At 43.9% G+C, this 21072-nt stretch carries 22 protein-coding genes; 4 read left to right on the top strand and 18 right to left on the bottom strand.

Features of this window, described 5'->3' with window-relative positions; genetic code table 11:
• The first annotated feature begins 8 nt into the window (after nucleotides 1–8).
• Together PHN32_03650 and PHN32_03645 are read left to right on the top strand one after the other, a co-directional pair.
• On the top strand, nucleotides 9–569 hold the full coding sequence (locus PHN32_03650; protein ID MDD3776683.1) for an RNA polymerase sigma factor: 561 nt from the start codon (nucleotides 9–11) through the stop codon (nucleotides 567–569).
• Nucleotides 562–1212 carry a DUF5667 domain-containing protein gene (locus tag PHN32_03645; protein ID MDD3776682.1) on the top strand — a complete coding sequence of 217 codons (651 nt, stop codon included), beginning with the start codon at nucleotides 562–564 and terminating at the stop codon, nucleotides 1210–1212. Before PHN32_03650 ends, PHN32_03645 begins: the two co-directional genes overlap by 8 nt.
• Here PHN32_03645 and PHN32_03640 read toward each other — a convergent pair.
• The 8 genes from PHN32_03640 to PHN32_03605 all read right to left on the bottom strand — a co-directional run bounded on the left by PHN32_03640 (nucleotide 1206) and on the right by PHN32_03605 (nucleotide 8781).
• Nucleotides 1206–2390: a M48 family metallopeptidase gene (locus PHN32_03640; protein ID MDD3776681.1), complete on the bottom strand. Its 1185-nt coding sequence runs from the start codon at nucleotides 2388–2390 to the stop codon at nucleotides 1206–1208. The genes PHN32_03645 and PHN32_03640 overlap by 7 nt on opposite strands.
• Nucleotides 2391–3482: a DUF362 domain-containing protein gene (locus tag PHN32_03635; GenBank protein ID MDD3776680.1), complete on the bottom strand. Its 1092-nt coding sequence runs from the start codon at nucleotides 3480–3482 to the stop codon at nucleotides 2391–2393.
• A gap of 55 nt (nucleotides 3483–3537) precedes the next feature.
• Complete coding sequence (locus PHN32_03630) at nucleotides 3538–4689, bottom strand: peptidoglycan DD-metalloendopeptidase family protein (protein MDD3776679.1); 1152 nt, start codon at nucleotides 4687–4689, stop codon at nucleotides 3538–3540.
• A gap of 105 nt (nucleotides 4690–4794) precedes the next feature.
• Nucleotides 4795–5685, bottom strand: coding sequence for a metal ABC transporter substrate-binding protein (locus PHN32_03625; GenBank protein ID MDD3776678.1), 891 nt, complete (start codon nucleotides 5683–5685; stop codon nucleotides 4795–4797).
• Entirely contained in the window at nucleotides 5657–7345 is a 1689-nt protein-coding gene (locus tag PHN32_03620) for a diguanylate cyclase (GenBank protein MDD3776677.1), read from the bottom strand. Before PHN32_03620 ends, PHN32_03625 begins: the two co-directional genes overlap by 29 nt.
• Nucleotides 7346–7381: 36 nt before the next feature.
• Nucleotides 7382–7882: an HD domain-containing protein gene (locus PHN32_03615; GenBank protein ID MDD3776676.1), complete on the bottom strand. Its 501-nt coding sequence runs from the start codon at nucleotides 7880–7882 to the stop codon at nucleotides 7382–7384.
• 29 nt (nucleotides 7883–7911) lie between these two features.
• A complete protein-coding gene (locus PHN32_03610; GenBank protein ID MDD3776675.1) occupies nucleotides 7912–8289 on the bottom strand; it encodes a YbaN family protein in 378 nt (125 codons plus the stop codon).
• A complete protein-coding gene (locus tag PHN32_03605; GenBank protein ID MDD3776674.1) occupies nucleotides 8290–8781 on the bottom strand; it encodes a flavodoxin domain-containing protein in 492 nt (163 codons plus the stop codon).
• Between the two features lie 164 nt (nucleotides 8782–8945).
• Between PHN32_03605 and PHN32_03600 the strand changes: the two genes are divergently transcribed.
• Nucleotides 8946–9440 carry a TIGR00725 family protein gene (locus tag PHN32_03600; protein MDD3776673.1) on the top strand — a complete coding sequence of 165 codons (495 nt, stop codon included), beginning with the start codon at nucleotides 8946–8948 and terminating at the stop codon, nucleotides 9438–9440.
• Nucleotides 9441–9452: 12 nt separating this feature from the next.
• Here the strand turns inward: PHN32_03600 and PHN32_03595 are convergent, their stop codons facing one another.
• The 5 genes from PHN32_03595 to PHN32_03575 are packed head-to-tail and all read right to left on the bottom strand — an operon-like array spanning nucleotide 9453 to nucleotide 13731.
• Nucleotides 9453–9836, bottom strand: coding sequence for a DUF1844 domain-containing protein (locus PHN32_03595; protein MDD3776672.1), 384 nt, complete (start codon nucleotides 9834–9836; stop codon nucleotides 9453–9455).
• A 17-nt stretch (nucleotides 9837–9853) separates the two neighbouring features.
• Nucleotides 9854–10375: an adenine phosphoribosyltransferase gene (locus PHN32_03590; protein ID MDD3776671.1), complete on the bottom strand. Its 522-nt coding sequence runs from the start codon at nucleotides 10373–10375 to the stop codon at nucleotides 9854–9856.
• 21 nt (nucleotides 10376–10396) lie between these two features.
• On the bottom strand, nucleotides 10397–11911 hold the full coding sequence (locus PHN32_03585; protein MDD3776670.1) for a hypothetical protein: 1515 nt from the start codon (nucleotides 11909–11911) through the stop codon (nucleotides 10397–10399).
• Nucleotides 11904–12872, bottom strand: coding sequence for a transketolase family protein (locus PHN32_03580; protein ID MDD3776669.1), 969 nt, complete (start codon nucleotides 12870–12872; stop codon nucleotides 11904–11906). The genes PHN32_03585 and PHN32_03580 overlap by 8 nt, the downstream gene beginning before the upstream one ends.
• 34 nt (nucleotides 12873–12906) lie before the next feature.
• Entirely contained in the window at nucleotides 12907–13731 is an 825-nt protein-coding gene (locus PHN32_03575; GenBank protein MDD3776668.1) for a transketolase, read from the bottom strand.
• Nucleotides 13732–13856: 125 nt separating this feature from the next.
• Between PHN32_03575 and PHN32_03570 the strand changes: the two genes are divergently transcribed.
• Nucleotides 13857–15233: an FAD-dependent oxidoreductase gene (locus PHN32_03570; protein ID MDD3776667.1), complete on the top strand. Its 1377-nt coding sequence runs from the start codon at nucleotides 13857–13859 to the stop codon at nucleotides 15231–15233.
• Here PHN32_03570 and PHN32_03565 read toward each other — a convergent pair.
• The 5 genes from PHN32_03565 to PHN32_03545 all read right to left on the bottom strand — a co-directional run bounded on the left by PHN32_03565 (nucleotide 15230) and on the right by PHN32_03545 (nucleotide 21071).
• Nucleotides 15230–16258 carry an HD domain-containing protein gene (locus tag PHN32_03565; GenBank protein ID MDD3776666.1) on the bottom strand — a complete coding sequence of 343 codons (1029 nt, stop codon included), beginning with the start codon at nucleotides 16256–16258 and terminating at the stop codon, nucleotides 15230–15232. The two genes, PHN32_03570 and PHN32_03565, sit on opposite strands and share 4 nt — an antisense overlap.
• 1 nt (nucleotide 16259) lies before the next feature.
• Complete coding sequence (gene surE, locus PHN32_03560) at nucleotides 16260–17036, bottom strand: 5'/3'-nucleotidase SurE (GenBank protein MDD3776665.1); 777 nt, start codon at nucleotides 17034–17036, stop codon at nucleotides 16260–16262.
• 167 nt (nucleotides 17037–17203) lie between these two features.
• Nucleotides 17204–18676, bottom strand: coding sequence for an FGGY family carbohydrate kinase (locus tag PHN32_03555; protein ID MDD3776664.1), 1473 nt, complete (start codon nucleotides 18674–18676; stop codon nucleotides 17204–17206).
• A 168-nt stretch (nucleotides 18677–18844) separates the two neighbouring features.
• Complete coding sequence (locus PHN32_03550) at nucleotides 18845–20041, bottom strand: transaldolase family protein (GenBank protein ID MDD3776663.1); 1197 nt, start codon at nucleotides 20039–20041, stop codon at nucleotides 18845–18847.
• Nucleotides 20042–20099: 58 nt separating this feature from the next.
• Nucleotides 20100–21071, bottom strand: coding sequence for an alpha-ketoacid dehydrogenase subunit beta (locus PHN32_03545; GenBank protein ID MDD3776662.1), 972 nt, complete (start codon nucleotides 21069–21071; stop codon nucleotides 20100–20102).
• Nucleotide 21072 lies beyond the last annotated feature (1 nt).

The raw sequence follows: 21072 nt of genomic DNA, 5'->3' as shown, positions 1-21072 counted from the left end.
AACAATAATTGGAAAATTTAGACTTATACCTTAGACAGTATAAAAAAAGCGGGGACCGGATCTGGTTTGAAAAGATTTACCGCCAGTTTATGCCACCGCTGTTCCGGTATTGTTATTATCGTACCGGAAACAGGCAGGAGGCAGAAGATATATGCAGCCAGCTGGCCTTAAGGGCTTACAGCAACCTGAACAGCAAAAAATTTAACAGCCGGCAATTTTTTGCCTGGCTTTACAAGGTAGCCAGGAATCTTCTTATCGATTACTACCGTAAACAGGATAGAGAAACCAGAAATCCCTCTCCGGATAAAGGACAGGAACCTGGTAAACACAATGGTTTAATTGATAACAGCACTTACCTTTTCCTGGAACTGGGCATAAAAAATGAAAAATTATTTAAAGCTTTGTCCAGGCTCACCGACCTGCAGAGGGAAGTAGTGGTACTAAAGCTGGTAGAAGACTTTGACTATAAGCTGATATCCAGGATAACCGGTAAAAGGCAGAATACATTAAGGGGCATAGTATTCAGGGCCCTGGATGCTTTAAGGAAATATATACAGGAAAATGAATAAAAAACAAATACAAAATATAACGGAAAAATGCCTGGTCCTTTTAAAGAAAGGATACAGTATTTCTTATTGCCTGGAAAAATACAGCTGCTGCCGGGAAGAGCTGGAACCATACCTTAAAAGCGCCATGCAGGTTCAAGGCTTAAAATCATTGCAGCCTGATGAAAATTTTCTAAAATCCGCCCTGCAGCAAGCACTAAGCCAGGTTCCGCCAAAAAGGATAAGGGCAGGATGGCTAAAACCGGCCATTGCTTTTCTTACTGCCTTCATAGTTGTCTCTTTCTCTTTTGCCGGTACCGCCTATGCATCCCAGGGCAGCATACCGGGCCAGGCGCTTTATCCGGTTAAAAGAACGGTGGAAGAGGTACAGCTATTTATTTATCCTTCTTCCCAGAAGCCAAAACTTCATCTTAATATGCTGAACAAGAGAATAGAAGAAGCCAGGCAGGTTATGGCCTCCGAAGATACTCCCCAGCAGCTGGCTGACCAGGTTATGGAAAATATTGAACAACAATACGGCCAGTGCAAGCAATACGGATGCCTGTCGGCTGAAAATCAGGACCAGATCCTGCAAGATATTGAAAACATTAACAGCGGGTACCAAAACCGATACGGCCAGAAACACCATAACCGGCATAATCAATAATAGTTTCTGGCCACTCTTATCCTCTCCATGATGGGAGGATGGCTATACCACAAGCTCCTGGTTAAGGGGTGGGGCTCTACATTAGAGTAATTGGTTTGGGCTAAATTTACATACAGGTCCACTAGGGCCTGGGGGTTGCCGGTAAGCTCCAGCGCTACCTGGTCAGCCTGCCTTTCAAAGTTCCTGGAAATTAGGTTCTGAACCGGCAGGGCTACTGTAGACAGTAAAACATATAGTACAATCACTATCATTACCTGGGTCAATACCTTTCCGCCCAGGCTCCTGGTAATCCCAAAGGCCGCCGCCATAAACAAAAAGAAGGCGGGCACAGAAATAAGTAACCATTTAAGCAGGTGTCCCGACTTCCAGTGCCCTATCTCATGGGCTACCACCGCCAATGCCTGGTCAGAGCTAAACCGGTTAAGCAAATTGTCATAAATAACAATTCTCCTGGTCCTGCCCAGTCCTGTAAAGTAAGCATTGGCTTTTACCGTCCGCCTGCTGGCATCAGCTACCAGCACCTGGTCTATATTTATTCCCGCCTTATGTCCCATCTCTTTTATGCTGGCTACCATTTCCTGGTCTTGGAGAGGCTCAAAATTATAAAAGAGGGGATCTATTACCAGTGGATATAGTATGGTTGATATTAGTGAAAACAACAGTAAAGCTGCCCAGGCCAGCAGCCACCAGTTGCGGGGAAAATGGCCTATTAAAAAATACAGGCCGCAGTAACCGGCAAAGGAGAGTAGAAAGGATACCATAACTGACTTGCCGTAATCCAGAAGCCAGCCCCCCAGGGATTGGCTGGATAAGCCGAAACTTTTTTCAATCAGAAATCCCCGCCACCAGCTCAGGGGGAAAGTAACTGCATACATTATTATCAGAAATAATGCCAGAAAAATAATAGCTTTTATGGATGTGTAGCTGCCTGACCTGGCTATCCGTAAAAAAATAAAAACGAATCCGGCCCAAATTATTTTATCCAGGACATACGGTAGCCACTTTATAGCGCTATAGCCGGCAGCTTTCTGTAAAAATGGTATTCCAAACAGGCTAACCGCTTCATTGCTGTAAGCCGGTTTTACCCCTATTCCGAATATAACTATACTAAGCATCAATACGCCATACAGGCATAATAATATCCATAAAAAAGAACCTGCCATGTTTTTTAGGCCCATCTATTTGATTTCTTCCAAATTGTAATTATCATTTCCCAGCCCCCTGTTTTTCAGCTTTTGTATCTGTAGATAAGGATCCTTGCCATGAATTTTTTCAAATAAATGATCTCCCGGGGCCAGCTCCCTTCCTTTAGGCAGGGACCCGGCAAGGAGTTTAGCATCATCAATTAAATCCAGCGAAGCCTGTTCAATGGCTACCATGTCATCAGAAGCCAGTATACCGATGTCCGGTACCAGGGAAGGAGTAGAAAAACCCCAGCAGTCACAAAGTATAGTTATGTTAAGCAAAAAGTTTATATAGTAAACACTGCCCTTATCAAATGTTTCCAGCACCTTCTGGGTAGCTATGGCCATGCCTTCCTGAAAATCCTCATATTTTTTCCCCACCAGGGTAAGGGCTTCATTGGGGCAAACATCTATGCAATGCTGGCAGTAAGTACAGTCATGGTAAAAAATTTCATAGTTGCCATCATCATCAAATTTATTCGCATTGTATCGGCATGAATCCACACAGGTATAGCAATGGCTGCAAAGGTCCCGGTTCCAGTTTATTCCGCCTTCCAATGCATGGAGATCCCTCCTGGTTTTCCTGGTAACGCATCCCATAGCAATATTTTTGCAGGCCCCGCCATAGGCACAGACTCCGTGGCCTTTTACATGGGAAAAATCAATTAAAACATCTGCATCCTGGATGTGTCCGGCTACCTGTACCTTGTCCAGGGTTTTAAAATCAACCGGATGGTCGTAATAATACTTGTCAAAAAGCCCGGTGGTAGATATAAGCGGGATACCCAGGACCGCTTCCCCATATCCCCTGTCCTTGGCGCTGGCCACTGAGGAATCCAGGTCAGTTATAAAAACCCTGCCTCCTGCTTTTTTTAACTGGTCTACTATAATTTTTACAAATAAGGGATGGATGGTGGTATAGCCCAGGTTGGTGCCCAGATGCATCTTCAGGGCAACTGATTTATCTTCTACCATATCTTTTAAATTTATTGAAAGAAGCAGCCTTTCCAGTTTTGCAGGCAGAGTAGCCTGGGCGTCCAGCCGGTCATACTCCATGGAGGCAAATTTAACTACTGATTTTTTCATAATTATACTCCTGACTTTTTAGACTATTTTATAACAAACCTTACTAATGGCAAAATTATAAGTATTTACGGGGGTCCTGGGGGACTCCGTTTACCCTGACCTCAAAATGAAGATGGGGGCCGGTGGTCCAACCGGTGGTGCCTACATAGCCAATCACCTGGCCTCTTTTTACTGTCTGGCCTCCGGACACTGCAAACCCTGACAAGTGGGCATAAAAGGTAGCCACTCCTCCCCCATGGTATATGAGCACCGATAAACCATAACCACCTATATGGGCGGTCTGTACCACTTGTCCCCCCTCAGCAGCAATCACCGGGGTTCCCGTATCGCAGCCAATATCAATGCCTGAATGGAACCGGGTGGCCCCAAATACCGGGCTGCTTCTATATCCGAACCCGGAAGTAAGTATGCCGTTGGTGGGCCAGGCGAACCTTCCGCTGGGAGCGTTTCCGTAACGATAGCTTTCCAGGGTCTTCTTGATTTCAGCCTCTTTAGCTGCCAGCTGTTTTTCCATGGCCAGCAGGGTACTCTTATGGGCAATAGTTTCAGACAGCAAGCTCTTCTTTTGCTCATAGATTTCCTCTAAATCTACCTTTTTACCCTCTTTTACTTGTATCAGGTTTTCCAGGTCCTGCTTTTGTACTTCTAAAACCTGGCTTAACTGTAAAATAGCGTTTTTAATATTTATAATAGCCTGCCTCTTTATTTTTATTTCCTGCACCACCTGGGCATCCTGTTCGGCAATCAATGTCATCATTTTTAATTTGGACAGAAAATCAAGGAAGCTTTCTGAATTTATGATGGCTTGTATAAAGGTTAAATTCTTATTTTTATAAATATTGGATACCCTTCCATTTAAAAGGGCTACCTTTTCCTGAAGCTCCTGCTCGGTCTGAACCAGTTCCTTTTCTTTAATTTCCAGCTCCAAATTGCTTTTGTTTATCTCTATTTCCAATTCATCCAACTGGTGGTTTAAATGCTCAATCTCATCCAGAACCGCCAGCATCTCATCTTCTATAGAATCAATCTGTTCCAGGTACTGCTGCTCCTTTATCTTTTCCTGTTCCAGCTGCTTGCTGGTGCTTTCTTTTTCTTTTTGTACCTGCTCCAGCTTATCCTCCAGGTTTTCCCCCCATAGGTTAGAGGGAGCCATAACCAGCAAGGATGCCATAATGGATATTACTAAAATAATGGAGATTTTTCTCATCTTATTTTTATAATTATTATAAGTAAATAATATAATATTATATCAATAATATTATACAACTTAATAATATAATGGGTAGTATAATTGTCAAGCAATGCTTTTTGCTCACTTTAAAGCATATTTTAGCTGTTGGAAATTATAATCCATGAGCTCCAGGTAGGAATCCCTGCCCCCGGTTCCCCCTAAGGGGTCCAATACTTTTACTTCCAGCCCCAGGTCTTCAGACAAATAGTTCACCACATCAGTTGACAGTTGGGGCTCAATGAATATAGTGTCCAGCTGGTACTGCTGTATGGTTTCATACAGTTCTATAATATACTGGGGGGCAGGCTCTTTGCCGGGGAAAGGCTCTACCGACATTACCTGCTCCAAGTCCAGGTCCCTGGCCATATAGCTCCATGCATCATGAAAAGCTATAAACTGACTTTGGCTAAAATTTGCGGCTTCATCTTTAAATCCAGCATCCATTTCTTGCAGGTTTTCCATATAAATCTGTTGGTTTTGCTCAAATTCATCTTTAAACTGCGGAAAACTACCAGTCAGCCTTTCACTTATATTTTCCACTATGGTTTGGGCATTTACCAATGACAGCCATATATGGGGATTGGCAGCACCCTTGTCTTCTATCAGGTCTATGCCCTGATGTAAATTATGCACCTGGATGCCCAGGCCCAGGCTGCTAATAGTATCATCCAGCCAGTCATCCAGGCCCAGGCCTACCTTAAATGCTAATTTTGCCCCCTGTAGCTGCTTAACCCTTTCCGGGGTTATCTCAAAGGTGTGGGGGCTTTCACCAGGCAGTATTATACAAACCACTTCCAGGTTATCCCCTGCCAAATTTTTAGTTATATCATAGATAGGATAAATAGTGGTTACTACTTTTAACTTTGGGGCAAGCTTAGCCTGGCTGCAGGCATTTCCCCCTATGAGAATGCTGGCCAGCAGCATTAACAGGCCTAAAGCTATACTAGCCCTTAACCTTTTTCTTATGCTCATACATCATTCCATCAGCTTTTTTGATAAACTCATCTATTTTATCCAAGTTTTTGCTATTAATCTCTATTATCCCCCAGGCTAGGGACACGGTACTATTCTTTTTTCTTAATTTTTCATCAATCCTGGCCATAACCTGCCAGGCTTGGCTTTTGCTTGTATTAGACATGGTAAGCAAAAATTCGTCCCCTCCCCAGCGATAGGCAGTATCCAGCCCTTTTCTTAAATTTTGCTGCAAAATATGGGCCAGCCCTATCAACAGGTTATCCCCTGCCTTATGTCCCAGAACATCATTTATTTGTTTGAAATTATTCAAATCTGCCAATACCAGAACCAGCCTGTATCCTATCCGGTCAGCCCTGTTTATTTCCTGCTTTATGGATTGGTAAAAATAACGGCGGTTATAGAGTTGGGTCAGGGAATCCTGCATGGAAATCAATTCAAGTTTTTGGTTTAGCTGATCCAGCTGTATGTTTTTCTTGCTTAGCTGTCTCTGCATGTTTATAAGTTCATTGTTGAGGGCAAACAACTTGCTGTGGGGGCTGGGGTAATCTTCAATTTTAGTCTGGTTTGAACTAAATTCCATTTTAGGAGCGGTAAAAGATGCCAGGCGGGGCCCTTTGACCAGTCGGCTGCATATCTCTACCACTTTATCTAGATCCGCAGCACAGCCATCAGCCCCAATGGATTTCCACAAATCCTTGTCCTGCCGGAAGGGATAACCACCCACTATTATCTTTACATTACGGTTACTATCCCTTATCTGGACAATCAGTTCATATACGCTTCCCACATTAAACAGCATGGTAGCTGATATCCCTACCAAATCAGGTTTAAGGGTTTTAATTTTCCCTAAAATACTGCCGGCAGGGGTATTTGCACCCAGATAGTAAGTGTCCCAGCCTTCATATTCCAGTAAATCAGTAACCATCCTCATGCCTATTTCATGCTGCTCACCGTTAATACAGGTGCCTATAAACACCCTTCCTGTTTTAGCAGTAGAAAGTATGCGGGGATAGAGCTGTGACATTATAAATTGGGTAAGGGCAGTACCATAATGCTCCCCCGCTACATCTATTTCCCCCCTCTGCCACAGCCTTCCCAGCTCATATTGGGCTGGCTGGAATACTTTCAAGTAAAGATCCTTTATGCTAACTTGCTTTTTTAAGGCTTCCATAACCACAAATAGCGCTTCCTCTTTTTTCCAGGCTAAAAGGGCTTGGAAATACTGGTTTAAAATCCGGCTGTGCTGCTGCTTGGTGCTTAAAAAAGAATCTACCTTACCGGTATTGGTTTTTATCCTTTTTTGGCCCTGCTGCAGAAAATAGGCAACCTTGTCCCTGATATCAGCAGGCAGCTCTTCAGAAAGCACCTTTTTCATGCTTTCCAGGTTATTTGCCAGGTCCCTGGGGGGAAGACCGTATCCCCCCAGCAACACCCTTGCCCAATCTATATAATCCTCAAATAAGGTTATGCTGTCAAAAGCAACAGAGCTGCATAGGTAATTAAGGTGGTATTTGATATCCCTGAGACAGAGCTGCCGGTCCCTTGCAGAATAGCGCCCACCCAGATCCTTCTGTATTTGGTACTGGTAATCCAAAATTTTTTCCGCCAGTTTGTCTGCATCAATATTTATATTTTTACACTGGATATATTCATTCATACCATCCCCCCCAATACTATTAACAGCTAAAAATGATTAGCTGGACAGGTATATATTCCTGGCCATTTTTTTACCGGTTTCGGTAATAAGCAGCTTATCTATGAGTTCGGCCTTCTTTTGTTGGCTTTCCTTACCATGCAGGGTAGCAAAATTTACTAGCCAGTCAGCATCCCAGATAACATGGAAGTTTGTAGTATTGATTACCCCCCTGGTATGGTGGCTGCCCACTATAGCACAAACTTCATCAATTAATTCTGGCGAGGCATCCGCCTCTTCTAAAAATTTACGGGCAATAGGAGGTCCTTCTATCTGTTGATATTTGCCGGCATAAGAACCATATTTTCGTTTACTTTCCAGCAGCCCTATATCATGCAGTAGGGCAGCAGCCGTTATTACGGTGCTGTCTCCGCCTTCAGCATTCATTATTTGTTTAGCATAACCCAGCACTCTCTTTGTATGTTCAATATGCTGGGGATATTGGCTGAAATAATCTTCCATTTGCCTGGTTACTTTTCGCTCAAATTTTTCGGCATCCATTTTTTCTCCTTATTACATTCCTTACTTTTTTAAAGTGTCTTAAGCATTAGCAGGTGAACCGTAACTGCTACAGCTACAGCCAGCAGTATTGCCCTTACCCACCAGTTGCCAACAGCTAAAAATGCTGAGCTGAGTATGGTGGCCCACAACAGCAACAGGATAATTACTTTGGCCTTAGCTTCCATGCCCTTTTTTTCCCGGTAATTTTTTATATACCCGCCTAATAGGCGGTTTCCCATCAGCCAGACATAGAACTTACGCGACCCCTTGGCATAACAGGCAGCTGCTACCAGCAAAAAAGGGGTGGTAGGCAGTATGGGTAAAAAAATTCCTGCTATTCCCAAGCCTAAGCAAAAAGTACCTGAAGACAGTACCACATATTTAACCCACTTCTTTTCTTTAGCCATCTACTTATTGTCTATTGATTCCCTTATGGATACAGCAAAATTATCCAGTTTCTCGGGGGAAAGGCTGGAGACATTTTGATCAGTTTTTAGCATCTTTTTTATTATGCCCCTGAATACAAAATTGAGTTTGTTTAAATCTATCTCTCCCCCCAAAAATCCCTTGGCCTCCGCATGCTGGGTAAGAGGGGCGCCAAAACCTTCTTCCATCTGCTTTTCTGCCTTCTCGCCCTGCTCCAGGCAGCATAAGAATAATCCAATTTTTTTTGCAAGCAGCTGGTCCAGGTTTTTATTTACAAAACCAGTTATTTCTTTATTAATCTTACCGGCAGTAATAGAGCCGCCCAAAATTACCAGTGGGTAGGGGCTTAAATCTATCACTTTCTTTGCAGCCAAATTTATTACTTCTGCCCCCTCCCCCAGTTTTTGGGCCAGTTGATTGGCACATTTCTGTGTACACCCATACCTGGTCGCATAAAGTATCAAAGCTTCCATGATATCCCCCTTTATATTTTAATAATTATTTTATCCAATATATGGCAATAATAAAAACCAAATTTAATCAATCCCCCACAAATATAAAATAACCCAAAAATTATGCTGACATATTTCTCTATTGGGTTTAAACTGATTAAAAATCTACTTAAAGGTGCCTGATTATGCCTGAAACATTAAGAAATCTAAAAAAGATATCGGTTATCGGCGGAAATAAAATTGAAAAGGACGGCCCAGTCTACCAAACAGCCTACCAAGTGGGACAACTGATTGCCCGCAGCGGCGCCCTGCTGGTATGCGGAGGGCTGGGCGGAGTAATGGAAGCGGCCTGCCGGGGTGCCAAAGATGCAGGAGGCATAACTATGGGCATTCTCCCTTCCACTGATAAGGAAACGGCCAATCCCTGGGTAGACCTGGCCATACCCACCGGATTGGGTTATGCCAGGAATTCCCTGGTAGTATTATCCGGAGATGCAGTAATAGCCATTGATGGGACTGAGGGGACTTTATCTGAAATAGGTTACGCCATTACCTTTAAAAAGCCCCTGGTAGGGTTAAACACCTGGAAAATTGAGCCTTTTAATCATCAAAAGCCTAACCTGTATACTACTGCTTCTCCCCAAGAAGCAGTAAAGCTGGCCTTGGAACTCATCACATAAATGCAGCTGGCCTTATTTGAATATTTTAACAAAATTGAGCTGCAGGTTGGAAAGAGATGAGTTTAGGTTCTCCCTTTCCTCAGCCGATAGCTCATCATCCAGGACTTTTAACAGGGAACTGAAAGCATCCACAGCCAGTTTGGCATCACCCTGGTCTTTAAAACGGTCATTGGTGCCTTGAGGCAAACCCATTTTCTTATAAGCCAAGCTGGAAACAGACATCATCATCTGCACCAGTATGTCTTTGGTACCCAGCTTGTCTATCTCTTCCTGCAGCTGCCTTAAAACTTCTTCCTGTTCCTGCTGCTCATCCTTCTGTGCGGTATCTTTAAACTCTTTCTTTGCTTCAGTGTCTTCGCCATTACCACTATTCTTTTTTTGGTCTTGCTTAGCCAAAAAACTCACCCCCCTGACTATTCAGATTCATATTCGATTATTGAAAATATATCATAACCCCCAAGCATTTTTCTTGGGTTTAAAAATTTAAGCTCAATTAAAAAGCAAAAACCTATCACTACACCCTTCATCCTCTCCACCAGCTCTGCCTTGGCCTTGGCTGTTCCCCCAGTGGCTACCAGGTCATCTACAATCAGTACATGGTCTCCCGGCTTAATGGCATCAGTATGCATCTCCAGGATGTTTTCACCGTATTCTAAAGAATAGGACACCTGGCAGGTGTTATAAGGAAGCTTACCCGGTTTTCTAATAGGAATAAAGCCTACCCCCAGTTTATAGGCCATAGCTGCTCCAAAAACAAAACCCCGGGCTTCCGCCCCCAGAATAGCATCTATCTTAACTCCACTGTAGTGGTCTGCCATCAAATCCACTGAATGCCTGAAGGCCTGGCCGTCCCTTAGCAAGGGAGTTATATCTCTGAATACTACCCCCTTTTTAGGAAAATCAGGAATACTTCTTATTATTTTTTTTAAATCCATACTGCTACCTTCCTCAGATAATTATAATTCTTCATATTGATTGATACTGTCTACCAGGGAACCTATAAGGTAGTCCAAATCAAGCCGGCCCAACCCCAGCTGGCCAAGCACCTGGTCTGCATCATACTTCTGCCCTGAACCCCATACCTCCTTTAAAAAGTTACCCGCTTTATTGCTTTTAAACCATTTATTTCCAAATTTGGTAACCAAGTAATGGCCCAGCTGTGCCTGAAACGCCCAGGCCCTAATATAGTTGGTACAGTAGAAACCCGTATCCACATCGGTCAAATAGCTTGATGGGTGATAATCCATCCCGCAGGCCTCCCCCAGTATATGGCTATATTGTTGCTGCCGTCCCTGGATAGGGCTGCCATCATGAAGCAGAAGCTCATACTCCAGCTTTCCGGCATATCTCCGGCAGTACCATAATTTTAACAGATTGCTGTAATAGGAGAACTGCTTAGCGGTTTGGTCACCCATGCCGGCAAAGTCTGCCAGCCAATACCTGTTCTGCAGCAAAGACTCAAGTAAAAAGGCATAACCTTCAGTAACTGCATTATCCCCTAAAAATTTGTACTCAAAATCCAGGTTTTCTGATGTATGGGCAAAATGCTGGGCATGGCCTCCCTCATGAAACATGGCTTCATAATCATCCTGGCCTCCACTGGGCATAACTACCAGGTAGATTTCATCAGGGATTCTTACTGTACAGCAAAAAGCACGGGGGGACTTATTTTTTCTTTTTTCTATATCAAATATAATATTTTTTTGGCTATATATATCTATACCCAGCTGTTTAAGGGTTTCTGAAAACAAACCTATCATTTTATGGGTGCTAAAATAGGGGTCATATTTCTGGCCCCGTTTCAGGTATATAAAATCACTCCTGGCAGATTGGCCCAGGTTTATACCCAATTCCTGATACAGCAACTGGCCGAAATGGTTCTGGTATAACTGGTGGGTTTCTGACAGCAGTTTTTTCATACCCGCCTGAAGCAGGTCAAAATCTTGCTCCAGCAGATAAGAAAAAAGATGGCTATAGCTGTCAAAACCAAACTGCCTGGCTTGCTGATGAACCTCCTCCCAGTACTGGTACAGATTAGGGTTTAAAGCTTCTTCTATTTTGTCATTCCTTAGTTTTTCTATGTGATCCCGCCTGGCTTTATCAGGCTCATTGGCCAGCATTACCTCCAGGAACCTGAAAGGCATATCTTTGCCATCAATGTTTACCCTGGCCGCAGCCTCATCCAGGGCAATCTGCTGTCTAAGCTGCTGCAGTGATTTCTCCAAAAGGTATTCAGTACAAAATTTTAAAAGATAGGAATACTTCTTTCGGCTCTGCCCTGCTTCCTGCTGTTTTTTTTGCTGCAGATACTGCATATTGGAAACCGTAAACAGCCAGCTGTACTTATCGAATATAGAAGCGGTCTCCAGGCTATCTTTCCTGCCGGAAAAATGCAGATAATATTCTTTATCACTTCTGGAAAGAAAAGCCTGGGCATCTGCCCTGAATTTTTGGATATCCAAATTAGCCAATATTGTCCTTTACTGTCTTTATAATGCTTTCCTTGTCAAACCCATAAGCCTGGATCAGTTCCTGGGGAGTGCCCGAAGCTCCGAATTTGTCCTGTACCCCCAGCCTTATTACCTTGGTAGGCTGACTCTGTGCTAAAACTTCACATACTGCACTGCCCAGGCCGCCAATCACATTATGGTCTTCTACTGTTATTACCAAACCGGTTTTTTTAGCGCTTTCTATTATCAGTTCTTGGTCAATGGGTTTAATGGAGCCCATATTTATAACTTCCACCTCTATTGCCTGCCCTTCCAGCTCTTTAGCTGCTTCCAGCGCTATATGGGTAGTGTACCCGGAAGCAATAATGGTAGCAGCATCGCCTTCATAAATTTTTACTCCCTTTCCCAGCTCAAACTGGTAGGAATCATTGAATATTACAGGAGCAGAACCCCGGCACAGCCTCACATAACAAGGCCCGTCTATTTTCAGTACAGCTTCCAGGGCTTTTTCGGTTTCCGTAGCATCGGCCGGAGAGATAACTGCTATATTAGGTATGGACCTCATAATAGCCACATCTTCTATGGCCTGGTGGGTAGCCCCATCCTCACCTACAGTTATACCGGTATGGGTAGCACAAATCTTTACATTAAGCCGGGGATAAGCTACAGATATGCTTACTTGGTCTGCTGCCCTTTTGGATGCAAAAACCCCAAAGGTGGAAGCAAAAGGTATTTTACCCATGGTGGCCAGGCCGGCAGCTGCACTCATCATATTAGACTCTGCTATACCGAAATTAAAGAATCTTTTCGGAAACTTGGAAGCAAAAATATTGGTTTTGGTAGATTTAGATAAATCACAATCCAGAACTACTATATCCTCATTTACCTGTCCTAATTCAGCCAGCTTCTTACCATATGCCGCCCTGGTAGCCACCTTTTTATCTTCAGTGGCCAGTATCTTTTTTATTTTATCTGGAATCATGCCCACTCCTTAAAATTTAAGTTTAATATATTTATTATTGGTTCAAACATTCTATTGCTTTCTCTTTTTGCTCTGGTGTGGGAGCTTGGCCGTGCCAGTCACAGATACCTTCCATAAAATCCACTCCCTTGCCCTTTACAGTGGTAGCCACTAAAACAGTTGGCCTGCCCTTTGTATTTTGCGCCTTTTTGACCGCCATATCGATTTGGTCAAAATCATGTCCATCTATTTCTAATGTCTCCCAGCCAAAAGCCCTCCACTTTTCTGCCAAAGGCTCGCTGCTCATTATGTCCTTGGTAAAACCATCAATCTGCAGGCCATTTTTATCCACTACCACTGTAAGGTTATCCAGCCGGTAATGGGCTGCCGCCATGGCTGCTTCCCAAATCTGGCCTTCTTCGCATTCACCGTCGCCCACTATGGCAAATACCCTTAAATTCTGCTGGTCCAGCTTAGCCCCTAAAGCCATGCCCACCGCACAGGACAGGCCCTGACCCAGCGAGCCGGTACTCATATCAACCCCGGGAGTTTTATTCATGTCAGGATGGCCTTGGAGTATGCTGCCAAATTTTCGCAGTGTCCCCAGGTGAGACTTATCAAAATAGCCCTTTTCAGCCAGGGTGGAATAAAGTACTGGGCAGGCATGCCCCTTGGATAGCACTACCCGGTCCCTGTCTTTTTTGCGGGGCTGGGCCGGATCGATGTTTAATACTCCGCTAAAATAAAGATAAGCAAATACATCAGACATGGACAATGCTCCCCCGGGATGGCCGGAGCCAGCCTGGCAGAGCATATCTATGATATTGATTCGTATGGCTTTGGCCGCCTGCTGCAATTTTTTCTTAATATCTTCTTCCATCCGGATTCCTTTCTTTATTTACCTAAAAACAATTGTATAATTATAGTAAAAATAACCGGTTTTAAAAAGTTTGTAATAATATATTAGCATTAGTAGAATATATAAAAAATGGGCAAAGGAAAATTATGTATAAAAAAGAACTATATAAAAATATTGTGGTAATTGGGGGTAATGTGGCTGGACTGGCTGCTGCCAGCCAGGCTAAGAGGGTTTACCCCGAAGCTAAAGTTACTGTATTGGAGGCAGGCCCCTATATTTCCTACGGTTCCTGCGGGCTCCCTTATTATGTCACCGGAGAAATCAAGGATTTTGACCAGATATTTGTTTATACACCCCAGTTTTTTGAACAAAAAAGAGACATAAGGATACTGCTGGAGCATAAGGTGACCACATTGGATACTGCCCAAAAACAGGTAATGGTAAACCAAAAACAGGCTATTGGTTACGACCGCCTTATCATATGCACTGGAGCTTCCCCGGCAAGCATTGATTTGCCTGGGTCCAATTCAGGCAATGTTTTCTCTTTTTGGAACGTTACCGATACGGTTAACGTAAAGACCTTTATCCAACAGAACCACCCCCGTAAAGCATTGATAGTGGGGGCAGGGTCCATAGGCCTGCTTATGGCAGAAACTTTCCATTCCCTGGGAATAGGGGTAACCATTATAGAGATGGCTGACAGGATACTGGGAGAATATGAGCCGGAAATTACAGACATAATGTCCCAGCTGCTAGACCAGAACCACATACAGGTTTTTCTTTCCTCCCGGTTAACCAGTTTTAAAGGCAAGGGAGGTGCCGGCGCTGTGGAAGCTGCAGTCCTTCAGGATCAGCAAATGGTAAACCTGCCTATGGATATGGCTCTTGTGTCAGTAGGGGTTAAGCCCAATACCAGCTTCTTGGAAAATACTTCAGTTGAACTGGGGCCCGCAAAGGCTATAAAAGTAAACTCCAAGCTGCAGTCGTCACATTTAAATATATTTGCCGCCGGCGACTGCGCTACGGTAAAAAACATAGTTACCGGGAAGGATGACTATATCCCCACTGCCAATAATGCTGCTAAAACCGGCAGGATAGCAGGAGCCAATGCAGCCGGGGCAGATTCATCTTTTAATGGTTCAGTAAACACCAAGATAGATAAAATTTTTGGAATAGAAATTGCTAAAACCGGCATAGGGCTGCAGGAAGCCTTATCTTTAGGTTATGATGCAGTTAAGGTTACTGGAATTTATCCATCCCATGTTAAAGCCCTGCCTGGAGCCGAACCCATAACCATTGCCCTTATAGTGGACCGCGGGGGCAGGAGAGTATTGGGGGCCCAGATGGCAGGCAAAAAGGAAGTCAGCAAAAGAATAGATGTGTTTGCAACCGCCATCACTGCAGAGATGACCGCTGATGAGGTGTATATGCTTGATCTTTCCTATGCTCCTAAAGTGTCTACGGTATGGGATCCGGTAAACAAGATCTGTGCCAAAGCAGTACTTACTTTAGACCGGTCTTAAAACAGGCCTTCCTGTGATGTGCCGTTATTGCTGTCAGGGTCCAGGCTGGGGTTGCAGCTGGATTCGTCAAGTTTTCTTAACAGCACCGACCGGTCCAAATTTTTTAAAAAGGGAGACCAGTCACCGTCTTGGTTTTGGTCACTAAGCAGTTCATTAAAAGCTGCAATCTCTGCATCCATATAATCAACGTGGTGAACCACCAGCGCCTCCAGTATTTTGGGTCTTTTGGGGGAACCGTATTCCTTGTAGCCATGGTGGGAAAGGATAATATGGAGAATCCTGTCTTTAAGATCAGGGGGAAAGCCTTGGATTAAATTAATTTTTTCCAGCACCCAGCTGTAACCGATAGCAATGTGTCCCAGCAGCTTACCCTGGTCGGTAAACTTGATAATAAGCCCTACTTCATATTCCTTGATTTTACCAACATCGTGCAGCAGGGCCCCCGCTATAAGCAGGTCACGGTTTATATTGGGATAAGTCTCAGCTATCAGGGCGCATCCCCGGCAAACATACAGGGTATGCTCCAGAAGGCCTCCCAGGTAGGCGTGATGGTATTGTACCGCAGCTGTTCCATGGCAGAAATCCTGCTCAAACTGTTTATCTTGAAAAAATAAATCCAATAGCTTCCTGAGATAAGGATTTTTAACTTCCTCCACCTTTGATTTTAACTCTGCCCACATCTGGCCAATATCTTTCTGGGTGGATTTAATATAGTCAGCATAGTCTATGTCCTTACTTTTTTTAATTTTGTCCAGTTTATCTATGGTCAGTTGATTGCTGCCCCGGTAATCTGTTACCATTCCCCTAACTGCTACCAGGTCCCCCTCTCCAAAGGAAGGTGCAGCCATAAAAGCTTCGGTCCACATGACCGACTGTATTTCACCCTGTTTATCCTGAAGGGTCAGCAGGCAGTATTCTTCATTATTTTTTTTCTGTTTTACTGCTTTTTTGCTTACCGCAAAAACAGACTCTATATGATGGCCTGCCTTGAGGTCGCCTATAAATTCATTTTTTCTATTATCCATTTTATTTATCTATGTTCCATTTTTTAAAATAATCTATCCGCCCGTAATCGGTCATGTCATAGTGTACCGGAGTAATAGAGATATATCCATTTTTTACCGCATTATAGTCATCGCTTTCATTTTTGCATACTTCTACAAACTCTCCATCCATCCAGTAGTAATCCCTTCCCCGGGGGTCAACCCTCTTTATAAAGTAGTCATTGAACTTGGCCGTGCTCTGGCAGGTAACTTTTACCCCCTTGATCTGATGTTCTGGCAGGTCGGGTAAATTTATGTTTAAAAGAACCTTGGGGGGAAGGCCACCTTTGTCCATTATCAAATTAGCCATCTTCCTGGCAAACCTGGCAGCAAAATCATAGCTGGGGTTTTTAAGGTTATCCACTGATATAGCCAGGGAAGGTATGTCATAAACCGTTCCTTCCGTCGCCGCAGATACCGTGCCTGAATATATTACGTTTTCCCCCATGTTGGATCCCTTGTTTATGCCCGATATCACCAGGTCCGGCTTGCGGTCCAATATTGCTTTTACTGCTAATTTTACACAATCGGCCGGAGTCCCATCCACGGCATAGCCAAAAAATTTACCGTCCCTTGTTTCTTCCCATACTGGTATGGGATTAAATACGGTAATGGCGTGGCCCACTGCACTCCTTTCCTTATCAGGAGCAATAACCACCACTTCAAACCGCTTATCCCGGCAAAATTCCTGGTATAGACGGTATAGGCCTTCAGCTTCTATCCCGTCATCATTGGTTAACAATAGAGTTTTTTTATCCATATTTTTAGGCCTCAATTTAATTTCCTAATTGTAACAAAATAAGCAGTTTAGGCAAAATTGATTTTCAATAATGCAGCAAAATGCAATACTGATATTACCAGTTGGCAGGCACTGTTTTGCAGTACCCCAAATTTTAACCTTTGGGTCAGCAGCATAACCAAAACATATCAGCCAAATATGTGTAAATATTTTTGATATGCTTGATCCCAGATATCGGTGTCCTGGGGATAATAATTTACAATCTGGGAAGAATTTCTGGATATTTCCCTCCCCTGCTTAAGGCTGGATATTTCTCCTGCTGCTTTAAGCTGCATTAAAAAATTGCCCACGGAAGTGGTTTCCGTAGGCCCTGCTATTACCGGAATCCCGGTGGCATCAGCAGTCCACTGGCAAAGCAGGCGGTCCTTGGTGCCCCCTCCTATCAAATGAAGCAATTGCAGTTTTTTACCGCCCAGTTTTTCCAAAGCAGACACCTCATACTTAAACTTTAAGACCAGCCCTTCATAAAACAGCCTGGCAACCTGGCCAATGCTTTCCGGCTGGCAGCCCTGGCAATGATCCCTTACCACCTGGGGCATATCTGAAGTAATCTGGTCAAAGACAGGATTTTCCACATCTATAAACCCGGCAAAAGCTTCACTTTGCTGGGCCATTTCCATAATGCTGTCCCAGGCAATCTTCTGCCCTGCATCCTGGTTCCACTTTTCCCTGCACTGCTGTATAATCCACAAACCGGTAATATTCTTGATAAACAGGTTACTGTCTTCAGCCCCTCCTTCATTGGAATATCCTGACTCAAAGACTTCCCTGCTTATAATGGGCTGAGAGGTTTCCTTACCTAGAATAGCCCAGGTTCCCAGGCTTAAGAAAGCCCATTCCTGGTTACTGTCCACCGGAATTCCTGCTACGGCAGACGGGGTATCGTGGGTAACCGGGGCCACTACTTCAATAGGCTTTATCCCTAACAGGCTGCTGACTGAGCCAGAAATTTTACCAATCTTTTGTCCCGGCTTAATGATGGGGGCAAACCGGTCCGCAGGCAGCCCTACTGCCTCCAATATTTTGTTTTCCCATTTTTTTTCTACCTGATTGTACATGATAGTAGTGGTAATCCTGGTCCATTCATTGCAAGTTTTGCCGGTTAGAAAATAATTAAAAATATCAGGAATGGTTAAATACACCCGGCCGCACTCAATTTCGGGTGACTGGTTTAAGCTAAAGGAAAAGAGCTGGAACAGGTCAAAGATGGGGCTGACTTCTGACCCTGCTAATTCAAAGAGATGAAAGGCGTCAATTAGCTTAAGCAATTTGCTGCTGTCTTGATTCCTCTGCTGGTCCCGGTAATGCACTGGATTAGATACCAGTTTTCCGTTTTTATCCAAAAATCCAAAATCGGCTCCCCAGGCATCCAGGCCCATGGATTTTATATTATTATATCTGGATGCTGATTTCTGTATTCCTGCCTTTAGCTCTTCATAAAGGCTCAGTATGTCCCAGTACATGGTACCGGCAGCAAATACGGGGCGGTTATCAAAACGGTGAGTGACTTCCATTTCAAATTTCCTGCCGTCATAATCAAATACTGCAGCCCTTCCATTACTGGCCCCGAAATCAAAAACCAAATAATTATTACCGCTCATAAATACCCCTAAGATAGTATTATAATAAAAATTAATAGCATAAGTATTATTAAAGATTAATACAGTTTCCAATAATTTAAAAGGGGCTAGAGGCAGCTAAGGCTAGGGCAGGAAAAAAATAAGGCCATGCTTATCTAATTAGCATGGCCTTATTGCTTTTTTAAGACTTTACTTTAAAGCGTCTTTTCTTTTTTGCACATATTCCTCTATTTCCTGCATAGAGCCTGCAAATTCCTTCGCGGTATACTGGAAAGCAGCTTGATCGATGAAGTCTTCCATTGCTATTCCGTCTTCCTCATAGCCTGCTACAAAATATGGTACTTGGAGTAATTTACTCATTATTTCTTCTGGTACCGGATCATCCATCTGGCAAGTCAGCTCTTTCTGGTCGCATATCCTCATAAAGTCACTAACCATTTCCGGGTTGATGGTATAAACCATATTGCCGCCGGCTACCTTTTCGATATGTATAACTTCATCAGGCTTGGGCCCCACCCTGGAAGAGCAAAGCAGAAGCTTGCTGTAGTATCCCCTGGCCGGATCATTTAATATCTGGTGAGCTTTCTTGGCAATAGCTACGCCGCTCCATCTCTGCAGTTCTTCAGTAAGCTCAATACCTGCTTTCCTGGCGCTTTCAGTATAGGCTTCCCTGGCTTCAAACCTGCCTATCATGATAGTTATAACTGACCTCCACTGGCTATAGTCAACACCCCATTCTTGTCCTCTCTGGTAACCTCTTTTTACTGCTTCAGCTACCTGTACCACCTGGGGAACATCAAATACAAGGGTAGCATTGGTAGGTATTCCCAGCGAGCTTAAAATCTCTATCACGTAAATGCCCTCTTTGGATCCGGGGCATTTAACCATGATATTGGGGGATATCTTTTTAAGAACCAAAGCCTGCCTTAGCATCTCCCGTACATCGGTAACCAGCCTGGGGTCAACCTGGGCGCTTACATAACCTTTTTTAAATCCTGATTTTTCAAATAAGGGCATGAACAGTTTGGTGCCCTCTGCAGTAATAGCTTTATATACTTCCCAGGCCAGCTCATAATTTGATTTAGCCGGGTTTTCCTCAATTATTTTATCCACTATGGGGTCAACCTGTTCGGGAATAAGGTCCAGGACAGTTCTGGTAAGCCTGGGGTTGGTGGTAACTCCGTCAAACAGGGTATCCTGGGGATTATCTTTATCATAAAGTTTCTTTAACCTGGCTGCAGCCAGATCTTTTTTATCTGCAGGCGCATTTTCCAGCTCGCCCGCAGCCCATTTTGCAAATACCAGCGGAGAAGAATCCCACCAAAGTTCCATATCCTCCGAGGTCTCGGACAGTCGCTGCATAGCAGATTTTTCATATGTTGTCATGTTTAAAACCTCCAATTGTTAAAAAATTACAATTTGTAATCATACCTAAATAAAAAATTTAAATCAATTGCCTTACTGCCCTGGCTATGTCTTCCTTATGGGGGATAGAAGCTTGCTCCAAGGCAGAATTATAGGGGATGGGGGTATTAAGCCCGGCTACCACCCTTACTGGAGCATCCAACCAGTCAAAAGCCTGGTCTACTACACGGGCACAGACATCGGAAGCAATGCTTCCCCTCTGGCAGGCTTCACTTACCACTACCAGCCTATGGGTTTTTTTAACTGAGTCCACTAAAGCCTGTAAATCCAAAGGCACCAGGGTCCGGGGGTCAAAAACCTCACAGCTTATACCCTCTTCTTCTAATTCTTTTGCAGCCGCCAAAGCTTCAAACACCATGGCCGAATAGGCAAAGATAGTAACATCTTTTCCCTCTCTTTTAATATCTGCCTTACCCAGGTCTATCAAGTACTCTTCCTCCGGAACCTCTCCCTGGTTTAAATAGATCATTTTCTGCTCTATAAACATAACCGGATTATTGTCCCGGATAGATGCTTTAAGCAAGCCCTTGGCATCATAAGGAGTGGCAGGCATTACCACCTTTAGTCCAGGTACATGGTAAAACCATGCCTCCAGGCTCTGGGAATGCTGGGCGGCAACCCCCCTGCCCGCACCTCCCTGGGTCCTTATTACCAAAGGGACATTAAGGCAGTCGCCGGTCATATACCTGATTTTTGCTGCCTGGTTTACGATCTGGTCCATGGCCAGGGTAGTAAAATCTATAAACATTATTTCTGAAACAGGGCGGTAGCCGGTAAGGGCGGCCCCCACGCCTGCACCCAGGATTGCAGCTTCTGATATAGGGGTATTTATTACCCTGTCCGGGCCATATTTTTCCAGAAGGCCCTTGTATACCCGGAAAGCACCGCCATACACCCCTATGTCTTCCCCTATTAGAAATACCCTGCTGTCCCGGTCCATCTCTTCTATTATTGCTTGCCTTAAGGCTTCCCTGTATTCAATTTTTGCCATA

The organism is Actinomycetota bacterium (genome assembly GCA_028698215.1).
Taxonomy (GTDB): Bacteria; Actinomycetota; Humimicrobiia; order Humimicrobiales; family Humimicrobiaceae; genus Halolacustris.
This window is presented reverse-complemented; position numbering and strand designations above follow the sequence as displayed.